Source organism: Adhaeribacter arboris (assembly GCF_003023845.1).
Classification (GTDB): domain Bacteria; phylum Bacteroidota; class Bacteroidia; order Cytophagales; family Hymenobacteraceae; genus Adhaeribacter; species Adhaeribacter arboris.
On record NZ_PYFT01000001.1, the window covers coordinates 4,515,966 to 4,536,533 of the forward strand.

Genomic DNA, 20,568 nt, shown 5'->3' on the forward strand with positions numbered 1-20,568 from the left:
TTGTCCTAATAACTTTCCTTACTATCGCGAGCGTCCCGCTCGTGAGGGGTATCGTCTGGCCGGTGATAAATCAACTTGTTGGCACGTAGCCAGCGTATACCGGTTGGCCCGGCCAGAGACCTCCCGGTAGTAGGCACGAGCGAGGACGCCCGCACCAGCTGTTTTAACCGGCACTTTTAGTTTTCCTGGTTTATTTTCTCTGAAATACTTCCCGGAATCTCTGGTCACCCATTTGGGTGTATTTAAAATCTTTGGCCCCGTTAAACGCGATTCCTTGTAGTTTTACATCGTCCGAAAAATCAGCGTATTTAAAGTTGGCCAAGCCGTTAAATTGTGCCCGTTCAAAATTGGTTTTGCTGGGGAACTTTGCGTATTTAAAATCGGCATCTTCGGTAAAAACAGCCTGGCTGAAATTGGTGCCCGCCGGAAAATGAACGTATTTAAAAACGGCGCCGTCGGTGAACTTTACTTTACTAAAATCCGGGGCTTGTTCAAATTTGGTGTATTTAAAGAAAGCTTCGTCTTTAAACTGGCTGCCGGCAAAAGAAACTTCTTCTTTAAACTGGCTGTATTTAAAAGTAGTTTCCTGCTCAAAAGTACAGTTCTCAAAACGCACTGCTTTATCGAAATTAGTATTATAAGTTTCGTTTTTCTTGTCGCTGTTATTGAAGTACATAATGCCCTGGTCCGGATTAAAGTAGGCTAGTACTTTGCCGCTAAAGGTACAGTTCGAGAAAGTTAGCGGAGCGGTAACGGTGCTGATGTATTCCTTCGTAGTAGGGTCATTGTCCTCATTCGTGAATTTTTTTAACTTTTTATTCGCCAGTTGAGTTAGGTCGAGATGGCCGGTTATTTCGGCATTTTTGTACGTTACGGTCTCACCGCGGTTTATCTGCGCGATAATGTCGGCAGCGGCAACTTTTGTTTGGGCTACTACACTGCCACTGCCCGAAACTATAATAATGATCAGGAGAACAAACACTAACTTTTTCATGGCTTTAATTTTTTATAGATGATGAGATGCGATTGGCTGTAAAGGGTAACTGCCCCTTCCGGAAAAGGTAACAGCCTTTCATAATTAATTTTTCACTCGTTTCGTAAGGCTTTTACCGGGTTGTCTAAAGCGGCTTTAATGGCTTGAAAACTAATGGTTAGTAAGGCTATAAGTAAGGCGGCTCCGCCTGCCAGCCCAAAAATCCACCAACTTATATCTATGCGGTGCGCAAAATCCTGCAGCCATTTTCGCATGAACCACCAGGCAAAAGGTGCCGCAACTGCAATAGCCACCAGTATGAGTTGCAGGAAATTTTTAGAAATAAGAGTAACAATGCTGAGGGTGGTAGCTCCTAAAACTTTACGGATGCCAATTTCTTTGGTACGTTGAGCAATCGTGAACGTAGTTAATCCAAATAATCCCAGGCAGGCCAGCAGCACGGTAAGGCCCGTAAATACACTGAAAATATTAGCTAGTCGGTCTTCGGCTTTATACTGGGCATTAAAGGCATCGTCCAGAAAAGTATAAGTAAATGGTGTTTTTTGGTCGAATTGCTGATACATTTTTTCCATTGCTTCCAGGGTTGAGGGCAGATTGGTACGGGAATTAATACGCGCGAATAAACAGCCGCCAACGGCTCCCCAGACATTAGAAGTATCAGGGGCAATTACCAAACCTAAAGGCTGATTTTCGTGCACCAGCGAACCAAAGACAAAATTTTTAACTAACCCAGCTACTTCATAGTCTCCTCCTCCCGGCATGTTAATGAAGCTACCCACCGGATTAGCCGGTAAACCTAATTTATTTAGCGCTAACTCATTTAATATTATTTTTTGTGGCTGATTTAATGCCGTAGCAGAAACAGGTGGAATTTTCCACTGGACTCCTAGAGTCGGAACAAAGTTTTTATCAACCGACAGAACAGGTAAGAGAATATCTTCTTTTTGGTCTTTTCCTTTGGCCACCAGCATGTCGTAACCCTTATACAGAGGATAACGGGCAGTAGCTACTTGCGACACCCCGGGCAAAGCGGCAATCTCTTGTTTAAACCGTTGGTAATGGCTGCCGAAAGTTTCGGTAATCGAAATCATTACTACATTTTCCCGGTTTATTCCCGTATCGGTGTGCCGGAAATAATATAACTGCCGATCGATAACCAGACCGCAAATCATTAAACCTACCGAAATACTAAATTGCGCTGTGGTAAAAATCTGGCGTACCCGAATGGCGCTGGTTTGTTTGCTCATTTTTCCTTTTAAAGTAGCCACAGGGTTATAAGCCGAAAGAATAAATGAAGGATAACTGCCCGCCAAGAAAATAGTGAATACGAACAGGGCCACTAAAAGCAGCAGCATGGTGGAACTGTACAAAAACGATGAATCGATTTGCAACTGCAATTTATTTAAAAACCAGGGAGTAATCAGGTAACAAGCGCCATACGCCAGGCCAAAAGCCAGAATGGTAAACAAAGTAGACTCCACGTAAAACTGAGCCATTATAATTTTGCGGCCGGCTCCAAACACTTTCCGGACGCCAATTTCTTTGGCCCGGACAGTAGAACGTGCCGTTGTTAAACTCATGTAATTAATTAGTGCCAGCAATAAAATTAAGCCCGCCACTAAAGGAAAAATTTTTATGTATTTAGAATTAGCAAAATCACCGAAATTTGATTTCAGGTGGATATCCGGCAGAGAGGTAAGAATAAATTTTTGAACTTCTGCGAACTTGTCTTCCTGTACTAGTTGGCGAAGAGTGCTTTGTAACCGGCTGGTATCGGCTGGTTGCTTTAACCGGAAATACGTTCGGAATAGGCCCCCTTTTACCAAGGGTGATTTTAATAATTCAGCTGCTTCAGGTAGGGCTTTTAGGCTGGCATTAGAAGCTATAAAATCGAAAGTGATGCTGGAGTTGGAAGGTGCATTGGCGGCTACTCCGGTTATTTGATACACAAAAGTACTATCGGTTTTAATGCGTAATGTTTTGCCAACCGGATTACTGTTGCCAAAGTACTTGGTCGCCATATCCTGAGAAATAACCACCGAAAAAGGTGCCTGCAAAACGGTAGCCGGATTACCTTGCTTTAAAGCAAAAGTGAAGAAGCGGAAAAAATCAGCATCGGCAAACAAGAAATTGCTTTCTATGAAAGTAGCGTTGGTTACCGCCAGCTTTTGAATAACCACGCTTTTACTCGGTTGGTGCGTCCGCATGAAACCCGTAACAGCTGGTTCGCTTTGCAGTACTGCGGGTCCGGTACTAAAACTCATGGTAGGAAACTGAATCTTGTTGCCACCCATGGTTAATTGTTCGTGCACAGCAAATGTGCGCTCCGCCTGAGTGTGAAACCGGTCGAAGCTTCGCTCGTGAGCCACGTAAACCATAATCAACATGCAAACTGCCAGCCCTACTGCCAGACCGCCCAGGTTAATGAGGCTGTATAATTTGTGCCGGATTAAGTTGCGCCACGCAATAACAATATAGTTGTAAAACATATGGCTTATTTTTAAAGTAAAACTTACTCGTTGCGCAAAGCATCTACTGGGTTAGCTACGGCAGCTTTTATGGCTTGGAAGCTAATTGTTAGTAAAGCAATGAGTAACGCCGCTACTCCGGCCAGCACAAATACCCCCCAGCTTATTTCAATGCGGTAAACAAAGTCTTGCAGCCAGCGGTGCATGCCGTACCAGACAAGGGGCCAGGCCAGAATATTCGCCAATATTACCAGTTTCAGAAAATCCTGGGAGAGCATGGCCGCAATGCTGTTCACCGAAGCGCCCAATATTTTGCGGATTCCAATTTCTTTGGTGCGGGTATTAATGGTGTACATCACTAAACCTAATAACCCCAGGCAACTAATAAGTACCGATAAGCCGGTAGCCCAGCTTAAAAGCCGCGCCGTACGCTGTTCCGTTTGGTAAAAATGGGCGACCATTTCGTCTACAAACCGGTATTCAAAATCTTCGTCGGGGTAAATCTGGTGGTAAGCTTTTTGGATGGCGCTGATAGCCTGTTGCCAGTTAGCGGTTCCGGAAAGGTTTGGTTTTAACCGGACATGAAATACATCGCCATTATTACCGGCTAATACCAGCGGCGTGATGGAAGTACGCATGGATTGCTCATGAAAATCCTGCATGACGCCCACAATGGGTAACTTCTTATCGTTGTAGCTGAGTTGTTTGCCAATTGCCTCTTCCGGGTTTTTAAAGCCTAATAATTTAGCATAAGTAGCATTAATCAGAAATTCTTTGATACTATCGCTGGCCTGAATGTTTCGGCCGGCTAGTAGTTTTATTTTATACACCTGAATGTAGTTCGGGTCGCCCCAGCGTATTTGCACCGGGTCTTTTATTTCGGGCTTGGGAGCATAGGAGATATTGGTAAAAGCGGGACCTTCCTCAATTGGGGCCAGAAAGCCGGTACTGGCTAATTCTATGGCGGGGATAGCGTTTATTTCGTTTAATAATTGTTGCCGGTGGGTAGTAACGGTATCGCGGGGCAGGAAGAAAGTAATAATGCCCTCTTTGTTGAAACCTAATTCGGTGTGCAAAGAATAATTAATTTGTTTGCTCATGATTAAAGTAGCCACCACAAAAATCTGCGCAATAGCGAACTGCGAAACGGTTAAGGCTTTCCGGATCCATACTTGTTTAATTTCGTTACCACTAACAAAGGATTGCGCTTTTAAAACTTTAATAGGTTGATAACCGGATAAAACGAAGGCGGGGTATAAGCCCGATAGAAAGCTTACCAGTACCGTGAGCAGGAATAAAAACAAAAATATAGCTGGTTGCCGGAGCGACTGGGCCTGTAACCCGGCCGGAATGAAATCGGCAAATAATTTTAGCAGGGCAGGGGCTAAGCAAAAAGATACAATTGTGGCTAGCAAGGTTAAGACAAAGGTTTCTCCCAGAAATTGCATTATTAGTTGCTTTCGGGAACTGCCCATGGCTTTCCGGATGCCGATTTCTTTGGCGCGCCGCGCCGCATTAGCAGTAGTAAGATTAATAAAGTTAATGCAAGCCAGCAACAACAAAAAGCCCGCCACCGCGAACAAGCCGTACAAAACAGATTTAGGTACTACTCTTTGATTAAAACCAGAATAATCTTTATTAAAATGAAGATCGCTTAAAGGCTGTAACTGAAAGCGCATGGTGTTCGCTTTATCTTTATTGGCGTCTTTATTATATTTTTTTAAAAGAGCAACTAATTGGTTTTCTACGTTGACAGCCTTGTTGTTTGGAGCCAGTTTTACGTACACTTGTGAATAAGCCATCCAATCGTTCCAGACCTGCATCATAAAATTATCCTGCAAGTGGGTTTGGGCAATGGTGGCAAATGAGATAAATTCTACGGCCTCGAAGGAAGTAGTTTTATTTAAATCCTGCACAATGCCCGAAACAGTGGCGGTAAAATCATCCTGATATTTTATTTCTTTTCCCAGAATATCCGGCAGGTCTTCCGTAGGGAAATATTGCCTGGCCCGGCTTTCGGTGAGTACTACGGTAAATGGGTTTTTGAGCGCCGTAGCCGGCGAACCAGTTAGCCACTGAAAGGGCAGCATGGAAAAATACGGAGAGTTGGTAAATATGATACCGGCTTGTTTTTTTAAAATTAAAGGTTCGGCGGCACCTTCTCTTTGGATACTTACTTTAGCCGTGGCATCGCCCTGAAATTGCATTACGGGTACAACTAATTCCAGACCGGAAACCTCCTGTTGCAGCGCCTGGCTCAAAGGTGCCGGAACGGCGGCGCTATGGCCTTCGTCGCCGTTAAATTTAGCATCCATTACTACGCGGTAAACCCGGTCGGAATTAGGTACGAAATTATCGTAACTAAACTCGTAATGCGCAATCAAGAAAATAATTAATGAGGCGCTAATACCAATAGATAAGCCGAGTACATTAATAGCGGTAAAAGCCTTATGGCGGATAAATAATCTAAAGGCTGTTCTTAAATAGTTCCGGAACATAATCGTGTAGGTTTAAAATATCAGAACCTTGATTGCTATGAATTTTGAATGAGTGGAAGATAGAATGAGTGAGTTTTGAATGAGTGAATGAGTGAATAATTAGACACTTAACGGACTACTAGCTTAATTATGGGTAAATGGTATTTATAACTTTGAAAATCAAAACTTACCTGTTTCATTATTCTACATTTAAGCATCCACTCATTCACTCATTCAAAACTCACTCATTCCAACATTCACTCATTCAAAACTCACTCATTCAAAACTCACTCATTCTATCATCCACTCATTCAAAATTCACTCACTCCGCAACGCTACAACCGGGTTGGCTACGGCGGCTTTAATCGCCTGGAAGCTAATGGTTACCAAAGCAATCAACAGAGCCCCAAAACCGGCTATGGCAAACATCCACCAGCCAATCGGAATACGGTATTCAAAATCCTGTAACCAGCGCTGCATTACCCACCAGGCGAGCGGCCAGGCGAATACATTGGCCAATAAAACCAGCTTCAGGAAATCTTTGGAAAGTAGCGAAACAATATTGGACAGTGAAGCGCCCAGTACTTTGCGGATACCGATTTCTTTGGTTTTTTGCACTGCCACGAACGACACCAACCCGTATAAGCCCAAACAGCCGATAAAAATGGCGATACCGGCAAATATTTTAAACAAAGCAGCTAGTTTGGTTTCGCCTTCGTAAAACTCGGCCAGGCGCTCATCCAGAAAATTGGCTTCGTACACGTACTCCGGGAAGGTTTCGTTCCATATTTGCTCCACGGTACGCTGCGTTTGGGCAATATCTGTGGGTTTGATTTTTAAAGCTACCTGACGATAACTGCTTTTGCTGGCGAGAATGGTAATGGGCGCAATCGGGTCGCGCAGCGATGCATTATGAAAGTCTTTTACCACACCTACTACCGGAACATTTTTACCATTAATCCGGATAGTCTGGCCAATAGCATCCTGGGCGTGCTTTACTCCTACCTGGCGGAGTAACTTTTCATTCACTACCGCTTCCCGGGCCGTATCGCTCGGAAAATAAGTCCGGCCGGCCACCAACTGCAATTGAAAAGCCGGAAAATAATCTGCATCCCCAGCTATCAGGCTCACCGGGAACTTAGCATCCTCGGTGGCCTTCCCAAACCGGAAATTGGTTTGAGAATTACTACTCGAAGAAGGTGCTGCCGAATGGAAACTTACTTTCCGAATGGCGGGTAAGGCCAAGAAACGGTTTTTAAGGGTTTGTAGTTTTTGCTGGCTTATACTATCCTGGGGTACGCTCACCATCAGTATGGCATCCCGGTTAAAACCTAAATCTTTGTTCCGCACAAAATCCATCTGCGAAATAGCAATAAGCGTGGCAATAATAAGGACCTGCGAAATAGAAAACTGCATTACTACCAAAGCCTTGCGCAACGAAATACCACCCACAGTTTGCAAGGTCATTTTGCTTTTTAATGCCTGCACCGGCTGGAACCCAGATAAAACTAATGCCGGATAAAAGCCCGCTAATACCGTAACCAACAGAATTAATAAAATCAGAAAACCTGCTACTTCCAGAGAAAAAGTAAGCTGAAAATCTTCGGGAAGATTAGAAATGGACCGTACCAACGGCAGCACCGCTATTACCAGTAAAACGGCTACAAATACCGCCAGTAACACAATAAAGAAAGTTTCCCCGAGAAATTGAACGATTAAATGGCCCCGGTTACTGCCCAATACTTTCCGGATGCCGGTTTCTTTGGCCCGGCCTATGGCCTGAGCCGTAGCCAGATTCACGAAATTAATGCAGGCAATAACCAGAATAAAAGCCCCAATAAGCACCAGCGACAGAATGGTACCTTTGCTGATGCTACGATACGTCATGGGTGGGTAGCGGGTATCGAAGTGTAAGTCGGATAAGGCTTGTAATTTGTAAATGTGGTTCCGGTCGTCGGGATGATGTTTCTTTAAGAAAGAGCCTAACGAACGATTAAACTGCGACGAGGATTGATTTTTGGGCAGCACCAAATAACATTGCGTACTGCTCCAAATACTACCCCAATTGGTAAATTCGCCGGCATCCAAAATGCGGCGGATGGTTGGGAAAGAAACAGCTATTCTTAAGGGAAAGTCGGTATTATCCGGTAAATCCTCCAGAATGCCATTTACTTGCAGAAGTTGTTTGTTATCGAGCTTAATAAACTTACCCAAAGCCTTTTGCCACGTACCAAAATATTTTTCGGCGGTGGAGCGGGTTAAAGCAACTACATTCGGTTCGGCTAAAACTTTCCGGGGATCTCCGGCGAGCCATTTATAATCAAAAATTTGAAAGAACTCGGGCTCGGTAAAAATTACTCCAAGTTCTTCCTTAAACTTTTTATCAATGGCGCCTTGCTCATCTAAAACGGTAATTTGGGAGTTATAACCCTCAAAAACCGTCGTTACTTTCTCTAGCTGCGGATAATCGGTTTTTATGGCCGGGACAAACGGGAAAGGTACGCCTACCTGGTAATCTTTACCCGCCTCGTGGGTAAACTCGTTTACTACCCGGTAAATCCGGTCATATTTTTTATGAAATGTATCAAAGCTCAATTCAAAGCGAACAATCAAAAATATAAGCACCGCAACGGCCACGCCTACCGACAAGCCGGCAATGTTCAACAGCGAAAAAGCTTTGTTCCGCAGCAAATTCCGGCAAGCAATTTTGAAGTAATTGAGCAGCATATTGTAAGCTATTACTGTAGCCTCTTTATTTTAGCTCGAAAGAAAAATGCCATCTTTATAACCGGTTAATAACCAATTATTTATTAAGCAAAAAGATTATGCGAAAGCTAAAAATGTCCGGTTTTGATACAATAAATTGTCCGGTTCCAGAACAACGAAAGTACCAGATTGGACCGGTGTTCTTTTGGAATTATAAGTATTTCGGATTGCTTTTTTGTAGTAGATTTAATTCCTTGTAAGTTGCGCAAAGCATATTATATTGGAAAGCTTGACGCCGTATAGAGTAAAGTCCCTCATATAGGACAAACTTAATAGCCTAACAATAAAAGTTAAATTTGGAAATGCGGATAGGAATAGATAAAATTTGGGTATACCGAATTATACCATTACAAAATTTAAAATATATTCTTCGCGACGGCTTATATTGCAAAAATGCAGGTAAGAAAGATATGGAATTTGTGACTATTGGCAGCAAAGAAATTATTTCTCAGCGAGATACTAGAATTGTTAAATGTTATCCTGATACAGTAGTAAATGACTATGTTCCATTTTATTTTTCGTTTCGGACACCTATGCTTTACAACATTATAACAGGGCATGGTGTACCGGCTAGTCCTCAAAAAGATATTATTTATCTTTGTTTTAAATTAGAAGAATTAGCTTGCGATATTTTTCAATGGTGTTTTACAGATGGTAATGCTGCAAAAAGTATATCAAAATTTTCTAAAAAGATTCAAAGTATCGAGCGGTTAGACTGGCATTCAATCAGGACAACAGATTTTAGAGATGAAAATGCAGATGGAGATGAAGATAGGGTTAGAAAGAAGCATGCTGAGTTCTTAGTAAAAGACCATGTTCCTGTTAGCTTTATTAAAGGAATAGGTGTAATAAATAATGAGGTTAAAGAAGATGTGGAAGAAATATTGGCAGAATTTAATTTGACAATTGAGGTTAAAATAAAAAAAGAATATTACTTCTTATGAAATACATAAAGGGAAATCTGCTTGAAGCTGAAACTAAAGCTTTAGTTAATACAGTAAATACAGTTGGTGTAATGGGGAAAGGAATTGCATTGCAATTTAAGGAACGTTTCCCTATGAACTTTAAAATATACGCAGATGCATGCAAAAAAGGTGAAATGCAGGTCGGGAAAATGCTGGTAGTAAAAGAAAATACATTTAACGATGAAAAAATAATTATCAATTTTCCTACTAAAATTGAATGGTTTAAAAAGTCTCAATATAGTTTTATTGAAGATGGTCTGAAAGACTTAGTAAAAGTTATAAATGAATATAAAATTCAAAGCATTGCTATTCCTCCTTTAGGATGTGGTAATGGAGGGTTAAAATGGGAAAAGGTTAAATTACTAATGGATAAATATCTAGGGCATCTCTCTAACGTAAATATTCAGATCTTCGAACCAAATGATGCTGTGAAAGAAATACTACAAAAGGAAGAAGTAAAAAAGAAATTGGTCTTACAGCTGCAAGAGCAATGTTGCTTTATGCTCTTTATAAATATGAAAGATTAGGAGAAATGGCCACTATTTTTGCTGCAAATAAGCTTGCTTACTTTCTTCAAAAAAGCGGTGAACCAATGCGATTACAATTTGTACCATATAAATATGGTCCCTATGCACAAGCAATTGAAAAAGTTTTATATGCCTTAAATGGAAAATATTTAAAAGGAATTGAGCAAATGCAAGCAAGAGCATTTGAACCTTTACAATTAAATTATGAAATGTATGATGAGGTAGAAAAATATGTAAATACAAGTTTAAGTTCTGACCAGAAGCAAAGATTAGAAAGTGTTTTCAAAATCATTGACGGATTTGAAACAACACTTTCATTAGAAATTCTTTCTTCTACTCATTTTTTAATCAGTGAAAATCCTAAGATAACAGAAGATGAGCTTTTTGAAAAAATTCAAGATTGGAATGAAAGGAAGAAAACCATTGTCACAAAAGAATATATTCATATTGCCATAGAGCACTTACGGGCATATGGAGCGCAACTAAATTTTGCATAATTCAAAAATGTTTAGAATTAGAAATACTTAAGAAATACTTAAGAAATGCTACACATTCCCTAAGTACGTTACTCTGCCAGTCAGGTAGACTGAAAATTAGCCATTAATCACGCGTATTTTTTTAAGCAGTCTGGAAAGCTTCTAGTAAAATTAATCTTTAAGTGTTTATTCCAATAACAATAGAGATTGCCAGAAAGCTACAGCATTTTACCCTGCTTAACTTTAGAATGGTTTTCCCTGCTTTGCTTATGATACCGGCAGAATTTCTACCTGAGCTAAATAGTAAGGCTACTTTAATAGAATCACGTTTAATTGCCATATTATTTGGATAAAGGAGTTGAGATACTTCCGGCAACTATCCGTCCTTTTTACTTTCAAACCTGAACCACCTCCATATTTAACAAGGCACCCAGTTTTTTAATTTTGCTCGCAATATGACCAATGCCTACAGCACAATGATGCGCGGGACCGTAGCTATTCCAGGTTTGCACAAATTTTCGGGCTCCTAAAGAGAAGCGGTAGCGGCTATTGGTATTGCCTATTTCCAGGATGGGGCCGGGTACCGATTCGGCTTCGGCTACCAGCAGGAGCAGTTTGCCATCCATTTTTTCTACTACCGACAACAGCGTAACCGGGCCATTTTTTACCGACATTTCTACGGATAACCCTTTTCCTACTTTACCGTGGTAGACTTGCAAGGGCCGCACTTTAATCTTTCCTTCGGCAATAGCCATGTGTCCGGGTCCATCGTGCCCCATTAGCACCACATCAGCGTTATAATCCATCGCGTAATATTCCGTGAACGACCCACCGGCGTTAAAACTATCCATGATTTTCATGGCCTGGGCATTCTTAATTTCGTATTCACCGGCTACCGGCACGCCGTGGGCCGTCAGTAAAGAATTACCCAGAATAATGGAACTGATGGTGTCTTCGTTGTCAAAATTTCCGGTGCCCTTGTAGTAATAAGCCAGGGAACCCAGTTGGTATTTGGCCACTAATCTATCCAGGGCAATTGAAGTGCGGGCGGCTCGTTGCAGCTCCTCTACCGAACAATCCGGTTGTACTGCAAAAGCTTCGTAAAAAAGTTCCACCCGGGTTTGAATTTCCGTATCCGTGACTTTTTTCCGGAAAGTGGCGAGTTCCTCTACTTCAATCATCTCCATATGTCCGCCAAAGTGCGCGTATTGCTGAGTCAGGTCGGTGTAGATATCGAGCATGCCGCTGTAATAATGCCCCATGCAGCCCAAACGATTATGAAACATAATATGAGCTACTTTTGCCGCTTCCACCCACTCGCTTACTTCGGTCCAGCATTCCTCGTCTTGGTGCAGCAGGCCCGTTATTTGGTGAAATTGAATGCCGGTCCGGCTAAAAACATTGGCTATCTCGGGCACCGGGCAAGTCGAACAAAAAGCTAGCCATTCCCCCGTCATTTTAACCCGGTTGCTCATTTGATTAAAAGCTGCGTAATCAATGGCCGCTTCCGGCGACAGGTTCAGAATAATGACCGGTACTTTGGCTCTTTGCACTACCGGCAAAATGGTAGACGATAACGCATAAGTAGTTACGTACAAAAAAATTAAATCTACATCTCCTTGCCGGAATGTGTGACCGGCCGCAAAAGCTTTATCCGGCGTATCAATCAACCCCAGGTTTACTACCTGCGGATGCAATGCCCGCAATTTATTTTCTACTTCCGATACGTATCCTTCCAGCCGTTCTTTTAACCCTTCAAACTGCTCCCAATACGCTTCTAAGCCCACCCCGAACAAACCTATTTTAAGCGACGAATAAGCCTCCGTTTTTATATTTCTCTCCTTCATTTGTTCTTGGTATATATCTAGAGCAGTGAGCTTCGGTGGAGCTGATGATGGTAGCATAATGCGTGTTATTTAATTTAAGGACTGTAACGTTTTACTGATAAAATAGGTAAATCTGGTCTGGAATTATATGTAATTAAATGGCGATTAACTAGTGCTAGTTTTTTGCATTAACTAGCACTAGTGTTAAGCAAAGCGTTACTGGTGCTTCATGGACAAAAACGCAGTCTCCGGACTGACGTATTCCTAATGATAATAATCCGCCAGTCCGGAGACTGACTCTTGTTACTTAGGCACCAGTCCCGCTGCGCTAAGACTTGCGCCAGTCGAGTCTGAAGCCAGTTTACAACCGTTCTATCTGGTGAAACCCGGCAGGTTTTCAAAACCTGCCGGGTTTGCATCCTCAACCAGCATTGAAACGGACCAAGACTATTACGTTCGCTAAAAATATAGCTGGCGCGAGCGTCTACGCCCGTGGCTACTATCCGGGAGGCCTCTGGCCGGGCGAACGGATAGACAATCTTTCAAAGCAATCTCGTTAAATTCCAACCGGCCAGAGGCCGGACAATACGCCTCACGAGCGAGGACGCTCGCGATAGTACCATTATTGTTCGGACAAAACAACCTTTATCTTCCAAAGGGAACTTACTTGTAATCTACTTACGGTATCTATTACCTCTCCACTACATCTCCACCGCAAAGGCATACGTTCCGGAACCAACTTCCAAAACGGCTCTACTGTTTTGGTATCTTATATTTTTAATTTCTTTATTATTTTTTACCGGTTTACCGCTTTCCGTAATCACCGTCGAAGCGGATGGCGCGGGCAGGTAAATGGTAGCAGTGGTGTTGGCCGGAATTTGCACCGTTAAATTAAACTTACCGTTACTTTTCTGCCAATCGCTGGAAATTAAACCGTAGGGCGAGTAGTGACTGGCCTTCACAAAGGTAACATCGCCCACCAACTCCGGCCGGATATCAATATTTTTAAAGGCAACTGCTTTTTCGTTGGGCCGGATACCGCCTAAACCGCTGTAAAACCATTCCAGAATATGCCCTAACATAAAATGATTGTTCGACACAAAACCGTAAGCCTGCCACGATTCGGTGAGGGAGGTAGCGCCGTGAGCCAATTGGTAGCCATAACCCGGCACATCGGAGCGGCTGTTCATATCAAAAATAACGTCCGACCGGTTTTCATTATCGAGTACCCGGAGCAGATACCGGAAACCAATATCACCGGCAGTAAGGCTGTTGTTGCGGTGGCGAATGTCTTTCACAATATTGGCGACTACAGCGTCTTTGTTTTGCGGCTCTACCAGGTTCATGAATACGGCCATGGCATTGGCGGTTTGGCTGCCGGTGGCGTATTGCTTAGTTTGATTATTAAAAAATGTTTTATTAAAAGCTTGTTTTACCTGGGTAGCCAGTTGGTTATACCGGGTTACGTCATCGGGTTTATTTAATAAAGCAGCTATTTTGCTCATTAACGTGAGGTCGTAATAATAAATAGCGGTAGCCGAAACGCCGCGGGGCGTTAACTGCGATTCGCCGGGATGTTTCGGGCCGATATCGTACCAGTCGCCGAGACCGTGGGTGAGTAGGTGGTTGTTCGATTTTTTTTCTAAATACGCCACATAGCGCTGCATCATGGGGTAACTATCCGCCAGCACTTGTTGGTCGCCGTACCATTGATACACGTACCAGGGCATGATAATGCCGTTGCTGCCCCACTCCGGCGAATCGCGAAAGCCACCGGCAAACTCGACGAACTCGGGCGCAATATCCGGAATCAGTCCTTCGGCAGTTTGGGCCACCTGCATGTCGCGGATAACTTTTTTACTTAAGCGGGCAATATCGTAATGGTAGCGAATGGACGAACCTACCAGGTGCGCTTCCTCGAGCCAGCCTAGCTTTTCGCGGTGCGGACAGTCGGTTAAGACACTCGCCATGTTGCTCCGGATGGCCCAGTCAATCAGCTTTTCGGTTTGGTTAAATAACTCGTTCGAACTGGTAAATTGCCCTACCCGCGGGGCAGCGTTGCGGGTATGTAATCCTATTGCGCCCACTATAACCGGTAAGTTCTGCGGATTAGGTTCGCCTTCGGGCACGCCGCCTTCTATTTGCAGGTAGCGGAAACCATAGTAAGTAAACTGCGGGTGCCAGGTTTCGGTGCCATTTCCTTTTAAGGTATATTGGTAAAAATGCGGGCCGCCGGAGGCTTGCTGCGTTACCAAATTTTTATCCAGGAGTTCGCCGGGGGTAATTTTTACGGTGGCACCTTTTTTTCCTTTCACTGAAAGTTGCGGAATTCCGGAAGCATTCTGGCCTAAATCGTAAATCCAGACGCCCGGTTGGGGTTGCGTAATTTTTTTCGGGGAAAAATTTTCAAAAATCCGGAGCGGGTCGGCTTGTTGCGAATTAAGCTGCGGTGGTCCCTCCACCAGGACTACGGGTTTCCACGGGCTATTTTCTTTAAAATTAGTCGTGTTCCAGCCGGGTTGTTCGCGGGTGGCGTCGTAATCTTCGCCGCCGTAGATACCGGTAAAGGTAACGGGCCCCGGGGCGGTTTTCCAGGAAGCATCGCTCACTAAATTTTCCTGAGTGCCGTCGGTATATTCCACGAGAAGCCGGCAAATCATTTTGGGGTAACCAAAGGTGCCGGTAATTTTGCGGTAGCGCTCGCCCGGAACGTGATAAAAGCCATTTCCCAGCATAACACCTACGGCGTTGGCTCCCGGTTTAATTTGGTTGGCGACATCGAAAGTAACATACAAGGCTTGTTCGCTGTAATCCGTCCAGCCGGGGTCCAGAAAGTGATCGCCTACTTTTTTCCCGTTTAGACTCATCTCAAAATGCCCCAATCCGGAAATATACATGGTGGCTCTTTTTACCGGATTTTTAACAGTAAACTCTTTGCGCAATAATGGCAAAATGTTCTTGTTTGGAAGTCGCTGCGGGTCGCCCATTTCGGGTAAGGCCGGCACAATTCGCTCCGATGGCGGTAATTCTTCGTAGGCAATCCAGCGGGCTCCGGCCCAGTCCTGTTGCGAAAGCAGTCCCATTTGAAACGTAGCCGGTTCGCTCCAGTTTGATTCATTTCCTTGGTTATCCTGTATTTTTATTTTCCAGAAATAAAGCTTGGTGGGTAGTAATTCTTTACCCGCATATTCTACCTGGATAGATTTGTCGGAACTGACTTTACCGCTATCCCAGATAGTACCGGTATTTTTATTCAGCGCTTCGGCGTTATCGGCTACTAAAAGGTGGTAAGTTGTTTGCAAAACGCCGCGCTGATTGGATTGGATTTCCCAGCTAAACCGTGGCGCGGTAGCTTCTACGCCTATTGGATTAGCCTGGTATTCGCATTTTAAACTAACTAATCGGAGGCTACTCCCTTTTTGCGACAAACTTTGGCACGAGAAAGCTAAGAGCAGTAAAATGGGAAGAAGGAATTTTATCATTAATTTTTAAATTTCTGCTGATGTTTAATTTTAAATGAACGTGAAAAGACGCAATAATACTGGTATCACCTGCTTGTTTTTGGAGCCTTTTCAAGTCTCCAGGCTGCGGTGCTAACGCGAAAGAACCGTAACCTGTTTGCTGGCACCGGCGGGCCCCGTTTGGCTCTTCCGGTCTGTCTAAGCTTCCTTTCTTCCTATCGTCGGAATTCCGACAGGTGTCGGGGCCGGAACCTTCGAAGGCTCTTCACAGCCAAACTGATGTTGTTTTCTTCTAGCTTCAGCATTTCAGTTTATAACCTTTTAAAAATAACTAAGTCTTTTCGTTCTGTTGGTTTTAAATCGGTTTAAATGGATGAATTGGCTGTGTGTTGTTTAAAATTAACCTAGTTGTAAATGTCTAAAAAAATGTGTTCCGGATTAATAATTTGTTTTCATAGACAATGTACCGAAAACATTATGCTGCAAATTCCCTTTCCTGGAGGAGAGGGTTAGGGTGAGGTCTTTTAACTTTTCCGGATTAAAAAAAGGATATCAAATAGATAAAATTTTGTAGGGATAAATTTAATTTTTCTGGCCTGAGTGGTTAATATGTATTTATAAATCAGAATAAAAGAAAAAATAAAAGGACGTAGAAATTGGAAACACAAATACTTATTTGACAAATGTATTTTAGTACCTTGCCCTTATAAATAGAGGATCTGATAGAAAGTATATACTTTTTGATAAAGAAAGAGCAATTGGTTTATTCTCTTAAATGATCAATTATTATAAATATTTACCCGTAAGTGCCGAAGACGAAAACTGGGGCTTAGTTGTATTAAATGCCGGTTGCACCCACATTGAACCGGGCACCCCGTACCCATATCAAGAACATCCTTCGCACCACTATTTTAATTGGGCGAATGGCCGGGTATTGCACGAATACCAAATTATATACATTACCAAAGGCGAAGGAATTTTTGAATCGGAGCGGGCGGGTGAACACCTGATTGAAGCCGGTTCGGTGATATTGTTGTACCCGGAAGAAAGACACCGGTATAAACCAAAAGAAGAAACCGGATGGGACGAATACTGGATTGGTTTTAGAAGCAGCATTTTTACCAACCAATTAGAAAAAGGCTTTTTCGACCCTAAATTTCCGGTTATAAAAGCCGGCTTTCAGGAAAATTTATTAAACTTGTTTCAGGAAATTATAGCCATAACCAAAGAAGAAAAAGCCGGGTATCAATCGCTTACTTCCGGCGCCGCCCTGCATATCATCGGGCATTTGTACACGATTTTAAAGCAAAGCCAATTTGCAGGACAAGCGGTTGACCAATTGGTAAATAAAGCTCGTTGTATTTTCCGGTCGAATATTGAAAAAAACATTTCGCCGCAAGAAGTAGCCGACGAATTACAGGTAGGTTACTCGTGGTTCCGGAAAGCTTTTAAAGCCTATACCGGCTTAGCTCCGGGCCAATATTTAATTCAATTAAAAATTCAGAAAGCAAAAGAACTGTTGCAAAATCCTACCAAAAGTATTAAGGAAATTACCTACGAGTTAAATTTTGAATCGCGTTTTTATTTTTCCAAAATTTTTAAAGAAAAAACGGGGCTTACGCCGGTTCAGTACCGATCGCACATAGCCGGCGAAGAAAACGGGAATTTTAATAGGCAGAATAAAACCTACAAAGCTATTTTTAGGGCATAGATCATTGATTTTTAATAGTAGCCTTCAAAATCTCGAACTTGCCCAAGTCCTTTTTTAATAGCTTCTTTTACCTTTCCGAATCAGAGCATAAGTAATTACTAAAAAGATGGATTAGTTATGGTAGTTGCCATTGACAAAGCGGTTTATTTGGGCGGTTATAGAATAAAATTCGATTTTTCGGAGAGGGTTAGCCAAACTATTGAGGCTGAAAACTTCTTAAAATCAGCCAAAAATTCAATGACAAAGATGTACTTAGACAAAAATATATTCCAAGGCTTCCGCATTGAATACGGGGATATTGTCTGGAATGATTATGAGATGTGCTTTCCTATATGGGACTTGCATGAAGGAAAAATATAAAAATATTCGCTAACGGGTAGTATATACAAAACCCTTGCTCCGCTACGGGCAATGGATTTACTATACATACCTATAAACTACTACTCATTTCGCAAGGCCTCGACTGGGTTGGCAATGGCGGCTTTTATGGCCTGAAAACTTACCGTGAGCACAGCAATAACTACCGCCAGCAGCGTTGCCAACCCAAACGTAGACCACGATAATGGCGTGCGATAAGCAAAATCCTGCAGCCAGCGGTGCATGCCGTACCAGGCAATAGGCCAAGCCAGCAGGTTGGCCAACAACACTAGTTTTAAAAAATCTTTCGAGAGCAAAGCTACAATGCTGCCAATGGAAGCGCCCAGAACTTTGCGGATGCCAATTTCTTTCGTGCGTTGTTCGGTGGCAAACGTGGCTAACCCAAACAAACCTAAACAAGCAATTAAAATAGCCATGCCGGCAAACAGCGTAAATAATAATCCCTGGCGCTGTTCCGCTGCATAGAGCCGGCCAAATTTCTGGTCCAGGAAAGCGTACTCAAAGGGGTAATCCGGTAGAAACTGTTTCCAAGTTTTTTCCAGTTGCGCCATTCCGGATTTTAAGTCTGCCCCCGCCAGCTTCACCGATAAGTAGCGGAAATCGGATGATGCCGGAATCATAAACAACAAAGGCTTGATTTTCTGGTGCATCGATTCGAAGTGGAAGTCTGACAATACGCCTACTACTTTAGCCTGCCGGTCGCCGTAATCAATGGTACTGCCCAGGGCTTGTTGGGGCGATTTAAAACCCAATGCTTTTACCCCGGATTCGTTCAGCAGAAAAGCTTTGGTACTATCCGTGGGATAAGCTTCGGAAAAGTTGCGGCCGGCTAGAATTTTAATTTTATAAGTTGGTACGAAAGAAGGGTCGATGCCCAAAAATTCAAACGATACAGAGGCTTCCTTGTACGTTCCCCCGGATGCAATGCCCATTTCGCCCCATGAATTTAGTAAGCGCTCGGAAGGAGCTTCAATGGAACGGGCCACCTGCGTAACGGTATTGTTGGCTAATAATTCGTTCCGGAAAGCCTGGTAACGCGCGGATAACGACGGTACGTAAGGCAGCGTAACAATATAATCTTTATTTAAACCTAAAGTTTTATCCTGGAGATAGCTTAATTGTTTGTACACCACCGCGGTGCTCACCACTAATACCACCGAAATAGCGAATTGCAGCACCACCAAGGCTTTGCGCAACGATACGGAACGGTTTAGAGGAACTATCTTCCCTTTTAAAACTTTCACCGGCTGAAACGACGATAAATACAAGGCCGGATACGAACCCGCCACCAAACCAACCAGCAGGGCTAAACCTAGTACTACCCCAGCGGCCAGCCAGCCATTTTCGGGGTTAAAGTATAGTTCTTTGCCGGTTAATTTATTCATGAGCGGCAGGGCTGCGTTCGTGAGTACTACGGCCAGCAGCACCGCAATAAATACAAACAGCAGCGATTCGCTTAAAAACTGCACCATAAGTTTGCCCTGGCTAGCGCCCATTACTTTACGTACCCCTATTTCTTTGGCGCGCAACGACGAACGGGCCGTAGATAAATTCATGAAATTAATGCAGGCAATAAGTAAAATAAACAAAGCAATCACCCCGAATAAATACACTTGCTGGCTGTCGCCATTGGGTTCTAGTTCCGTATCGAGGTGGGAATGTAAATGAATATCGGTAAGCTTTTGCAGAAACAAATTGTTGTACGACGAAGGCCGGGTATTCTGGTATTCAATGTGCCGGTCGAGGAAAGCCGGTAGTTGCGCGCTGATGGGAGCTACGTTGTATTGGGGGGGAACCAACAAGTAAGTGGTAAACCGGTTGATGCTAAAGTTCGCCAAGTTTTCCCGGCCAAAAAGCGTGCTATCCTGCAAGGTGCTAAACGAAACCAGAAAATTCGGGTGAAAATGGGAGTTTACCGGAAAATCTTTAAATACGCCGGTAACTTTTAAAGTAACTTTATTATCTAAGCGTACAAATTGGCCAATCGGGTTTTGTTTCGGAAAATACTTGGCAACTAATTTTTCGGTGAGTAAAATGGTATTCGGTTCGCTTAAGGCCGTTTGAGGAGTACCACTGCGGAGCAACACGGTGAAAATTTTAAAAAAAGAAGGCTCCGCAAAAAAAACATTCTCTTCGGTAAAAAATTTCTGCGGACTAACGGCTATTACGGCCTTATGCTGTAACAAACGGGTGGCTTCTTCTACGGCCGGAAAATCGTTTTTAAGCAAAGGACCAAAGGGCGGGGCAATATTCGCTAATTGCAAACTGGGTACATCGTCGCCGTTAAAGGAGCGGCCTACCCGGTAGATACGGTTGGCGTTGGCATGGTACGTATCGTAGCTTAACTCCTGAAAAATAAACAAGGCAATCAGCAGGCAACACGCCAGCCCCACGGCCAACCCAAAAATGTTAATGAACGAAAACAACTTGTGCCGCAACAAATTCCGGAGCGCAATTTTAAAGTAGTTAAGTAGCATAGCCGAGGGGATTTAAATTACGGTACTATTTACCGCGTAAGA

General features: G+C 43.2%; 12 protein-coding genes. 5 read left to right on the forward strand and 7 right to left on the reverse strand.

What is annotated here, in order from left to right:
* Positions 1–190 precede the first annotated feature (190 nt).
* The 4 genes from AHMF7605_RS18400 to AHMF7605_RS18415 all read right to left on the reverse strand — a co-directional run bounded on the left by AHMF7605_RS18400 (position 191) and on the right by AHMF7605_RS18415 (position 8,666).
* On the reverse strand, positions 191–994 hold the full coding sequence (locus AHMF7605_RS18400; protein WP_106931513.1) for a pentapeptide repeat-containing protein: 804 nt from the start codon (positions 992–994) through the stop codon (positions 191–193).
* A gap of 92 nt (positions 995–1,086) precedes the next feature.
* On the reverse strand, positions 1,087–3,483 hold the full coding sequence (locus tag AHMF7605_RS18405) for an ABC transporter permease (RefSeq protein WP_106931514.1): 2,397 nt from the start codon (positions 3,481–3,483) through the stop codon (positions 1,087–1,089).
* Between the two features lie 23 nt (positions 3,484–3,506).
* On the reverse strand, positions 3,507–5,960 hold the full coding sequence (locus AHMF7605_RS18410; RefSeq protein ID WP_106931515.1) for an ABC transporter permease: 2,454 nt from the start codon (positions 5,958–5,960) through the stop codon (positions 3,507–3,509).
* A 297-nt stretch (positions 5,961–6,257) separates the two neighbouring features.
* The gene (locus AHMF7605_RS18415; RefSeq protein WP_106931516.1) at positions 6,258–8,666 is read right to left on the reverse strand and encodes an ABC transporter permease; all 2,409 of its coding nucleotides are present in this window, start codon (positions 8,664–8,666) and stop codon (positions 6,258–6,260) included.
* A gap of 341 nt (positions 8,667–9,007) precedes the next feature.
* Here AHMF7605_RS18415 and darT point away from each other — a divergent pair, with 341 nt between their 5' ends.
* From darT to AHMF7605_RS30575, 3 genes are read left to right on the forward strand one after another with little or no spacing between them, the layout of a single operon-like run.
* Complete coding sequence (gene darT, locus AHMF7605_RS18420; protein WP_106931517.1) at positions 9,008–9,649, forward strand: type II toxin-antitoxin system toxin DNA ADP-ribosyl transferase DarT; 642 nt, start codon at positions 9,008–9,010, stop codon at positions 9,647–9,649.
* A complete protein-coding gene (darG, locus tag AHMF7605_RS30570; RefSeq protein ID WP_233219180.1) occupies positions 9,646–10,197 on the forward strand; it encodes a type II toxin-antitoxin system antitoxin DNA ADP-ribosyl glycohydrolase DarG in 552 nt (183 codons plus the stop codon). Before darT ends, darG begins: the two co-directional genes overlap by 4 nt.
* Complete coding sequence (locus tag AHMF7605_RS30575) at positions 10,161–10,694, forward strand: hypothetical protein (protein WP_233219181.1); 534 nt, start codon at positions 10,161–10,163, stop codon at positions 10,692–10,694. The genes darG and AHMF7605_RS30575 overlap by 37 nt, the downstream gene beginning before the upstream one ends.
* A 374-nt stretch (positions 10,695–11,068) precedes the next feature.
* On the opposite strand, the gene AHMF7605_RS18430 is transcribed toward AHMF7605_RS30575, so the two are convergent.
* Positions 11,069–12,577 (reverse strand): arabinose isomerase, encoded by a 1,509-nt coding sequence (locus AHMF7605_RS18430; RefSeq protein WP_233219182.1) that lies wholly within the window; start codon positions 12,575–12,577, stop codon positions 11,069–11,071.
* Positions 12,578–13,200: 623 nt separating this feature from the next.
* Positions 13,201–15,981 (reverse strand): family 78 glycoside hydrolase catalytic domain, encoded by a 2,781-nt coding sequence (locus AHMF7605_RS18435; RefSeq protein ID WP_106931519.1) that lies wholly within the window; start codon positions 15,979–15,981, stop codon positions 13,201–13,203.
* A gap of 754 nt (positions 15,982–16,735) precedes the next feature.
* Here AHMF7605_RS18435 and AHMF7605_RS18440 point away from each other — a divergent pair.
* Positions 16,736–17,671, forward strand: a complete 936-nt coding sequence (locus tag AHMF7605_RS18440) for an AraC family transcriptional regulator (protein ID WP_106931520.1) — start codon at positions 16,736–16,738, stop codon at positions 17,669–17,671.
* 117 nt (positions 17,672–17,788) lie between these two features.
* Positions 17,789–18,031, forward strand: coding sequence for a DUF2442 domain-containing protein (locus AHMF7605_RS18445; RefSeq protein WP_106931521.1), 243 nt, complete (start codon positions 17,789–17,791; stop codon positions 18,029–18,031).
* Between the two features lie 80 nt (positions 18,032–18,111).
* Here AHMF7605_RS18445 and AHMF7605_RS18450 read toward each other — a convergent pair whose 3' ends face one another.
* Positions 18,112–20,526: an ABC transporter permease gene (locus AHMF7605_RS18450; protein ID WP_106931522.1), complete on the reverse strand. Its 2,415-nt coding sequence runs from the start codon at positions 20,524–20,526 to the stop codon at positions 18,112–18,114.
* Positions 20,527–20,568 lie beyond the last annotated feature (42 nt).

Coding starts and splice junctions, on each gene's coding strand:
- AHMF7605_RS18400 (WP_106931513.1), bottom strand. CDS start 994: ATGAAAAAGTTAGTGTTTGTTCTCCTGATCATTATTATAGTTTCGGGC.
- AHMF7605_RS18405 (WP_106931514.1), bottom strand. CDS start 3,483: ATGTTTTACAACTATATTGTTATTGCGTGGCGCAACTTAATCCGGCAC.
- AHMF7605_RS18410 (WP_106931515.1), bottom strand. CDS start 5,960: ATGTTCCGGAACTATTTAAGAACAGCCTTTAGATTATTTATCCGCCAT.
- AHMF7605_RS18415 (WP_106931516.1), bottom strand. CDS start 8,666: ATGCTGCTCAATTACTTCAAAATTGCTTGCCGGAATTTGCTGCGGAAC.
- darT (WP_106931517.1), top strand. CDS start 9,008: ATGCGGATAGGAATAGATAAAATTTGGGTATACCGAATTATACCATTA.
- darG (WP_233219180.1), top strand. CDS start 9,646: ATGAAATACATAAAGGGAAATCTGCTTGAAGCTGAAACTAAAGCTTTA.
- AHMF7605_RS30575 (WP_233219181.1), top strand. CDS start 10,161: ATGTTGCTTTATGCTCTTTATAAATATGAAAGATTAGGAGAAATGGCC.
- AHMF7605_RS18430 (WP_233219182.1), bottom strand. CDS start 12,577: ATGCTACCATCATCAGCTCCACCGAAGCTCACTGCTCTAGATATATAC.
- AHMF7605_RS18435 (WP_106931519.1), bottom strand. CDS start 15,981: ATGATAAAATTCCTTCTTCCCATTTTACTGCTCTTAGCTTTCTCGTGC.
- AHMF7605_RS18440 (WP_106931520.1), top strand. CDS start 16,736: ATGATCAATTATTATAAATATTTACCCGTAAGTGCCGAAGACGAAAAC.
- AHMF7605_RS18445 (WP_106931521.1), top strand. CDS start 17,789: ATGGTAGTTGCCATTGACAAAGCGGTTTATTTGGGCGGTTATAGAATA.
- AHMF7605_RS18450 (WP_106931522.1), bottom strand. CDS start 20,526: ATGCTACTTAACTACTTTAAAATTGCGCTCCGGAATTTGTTGCGGCAC.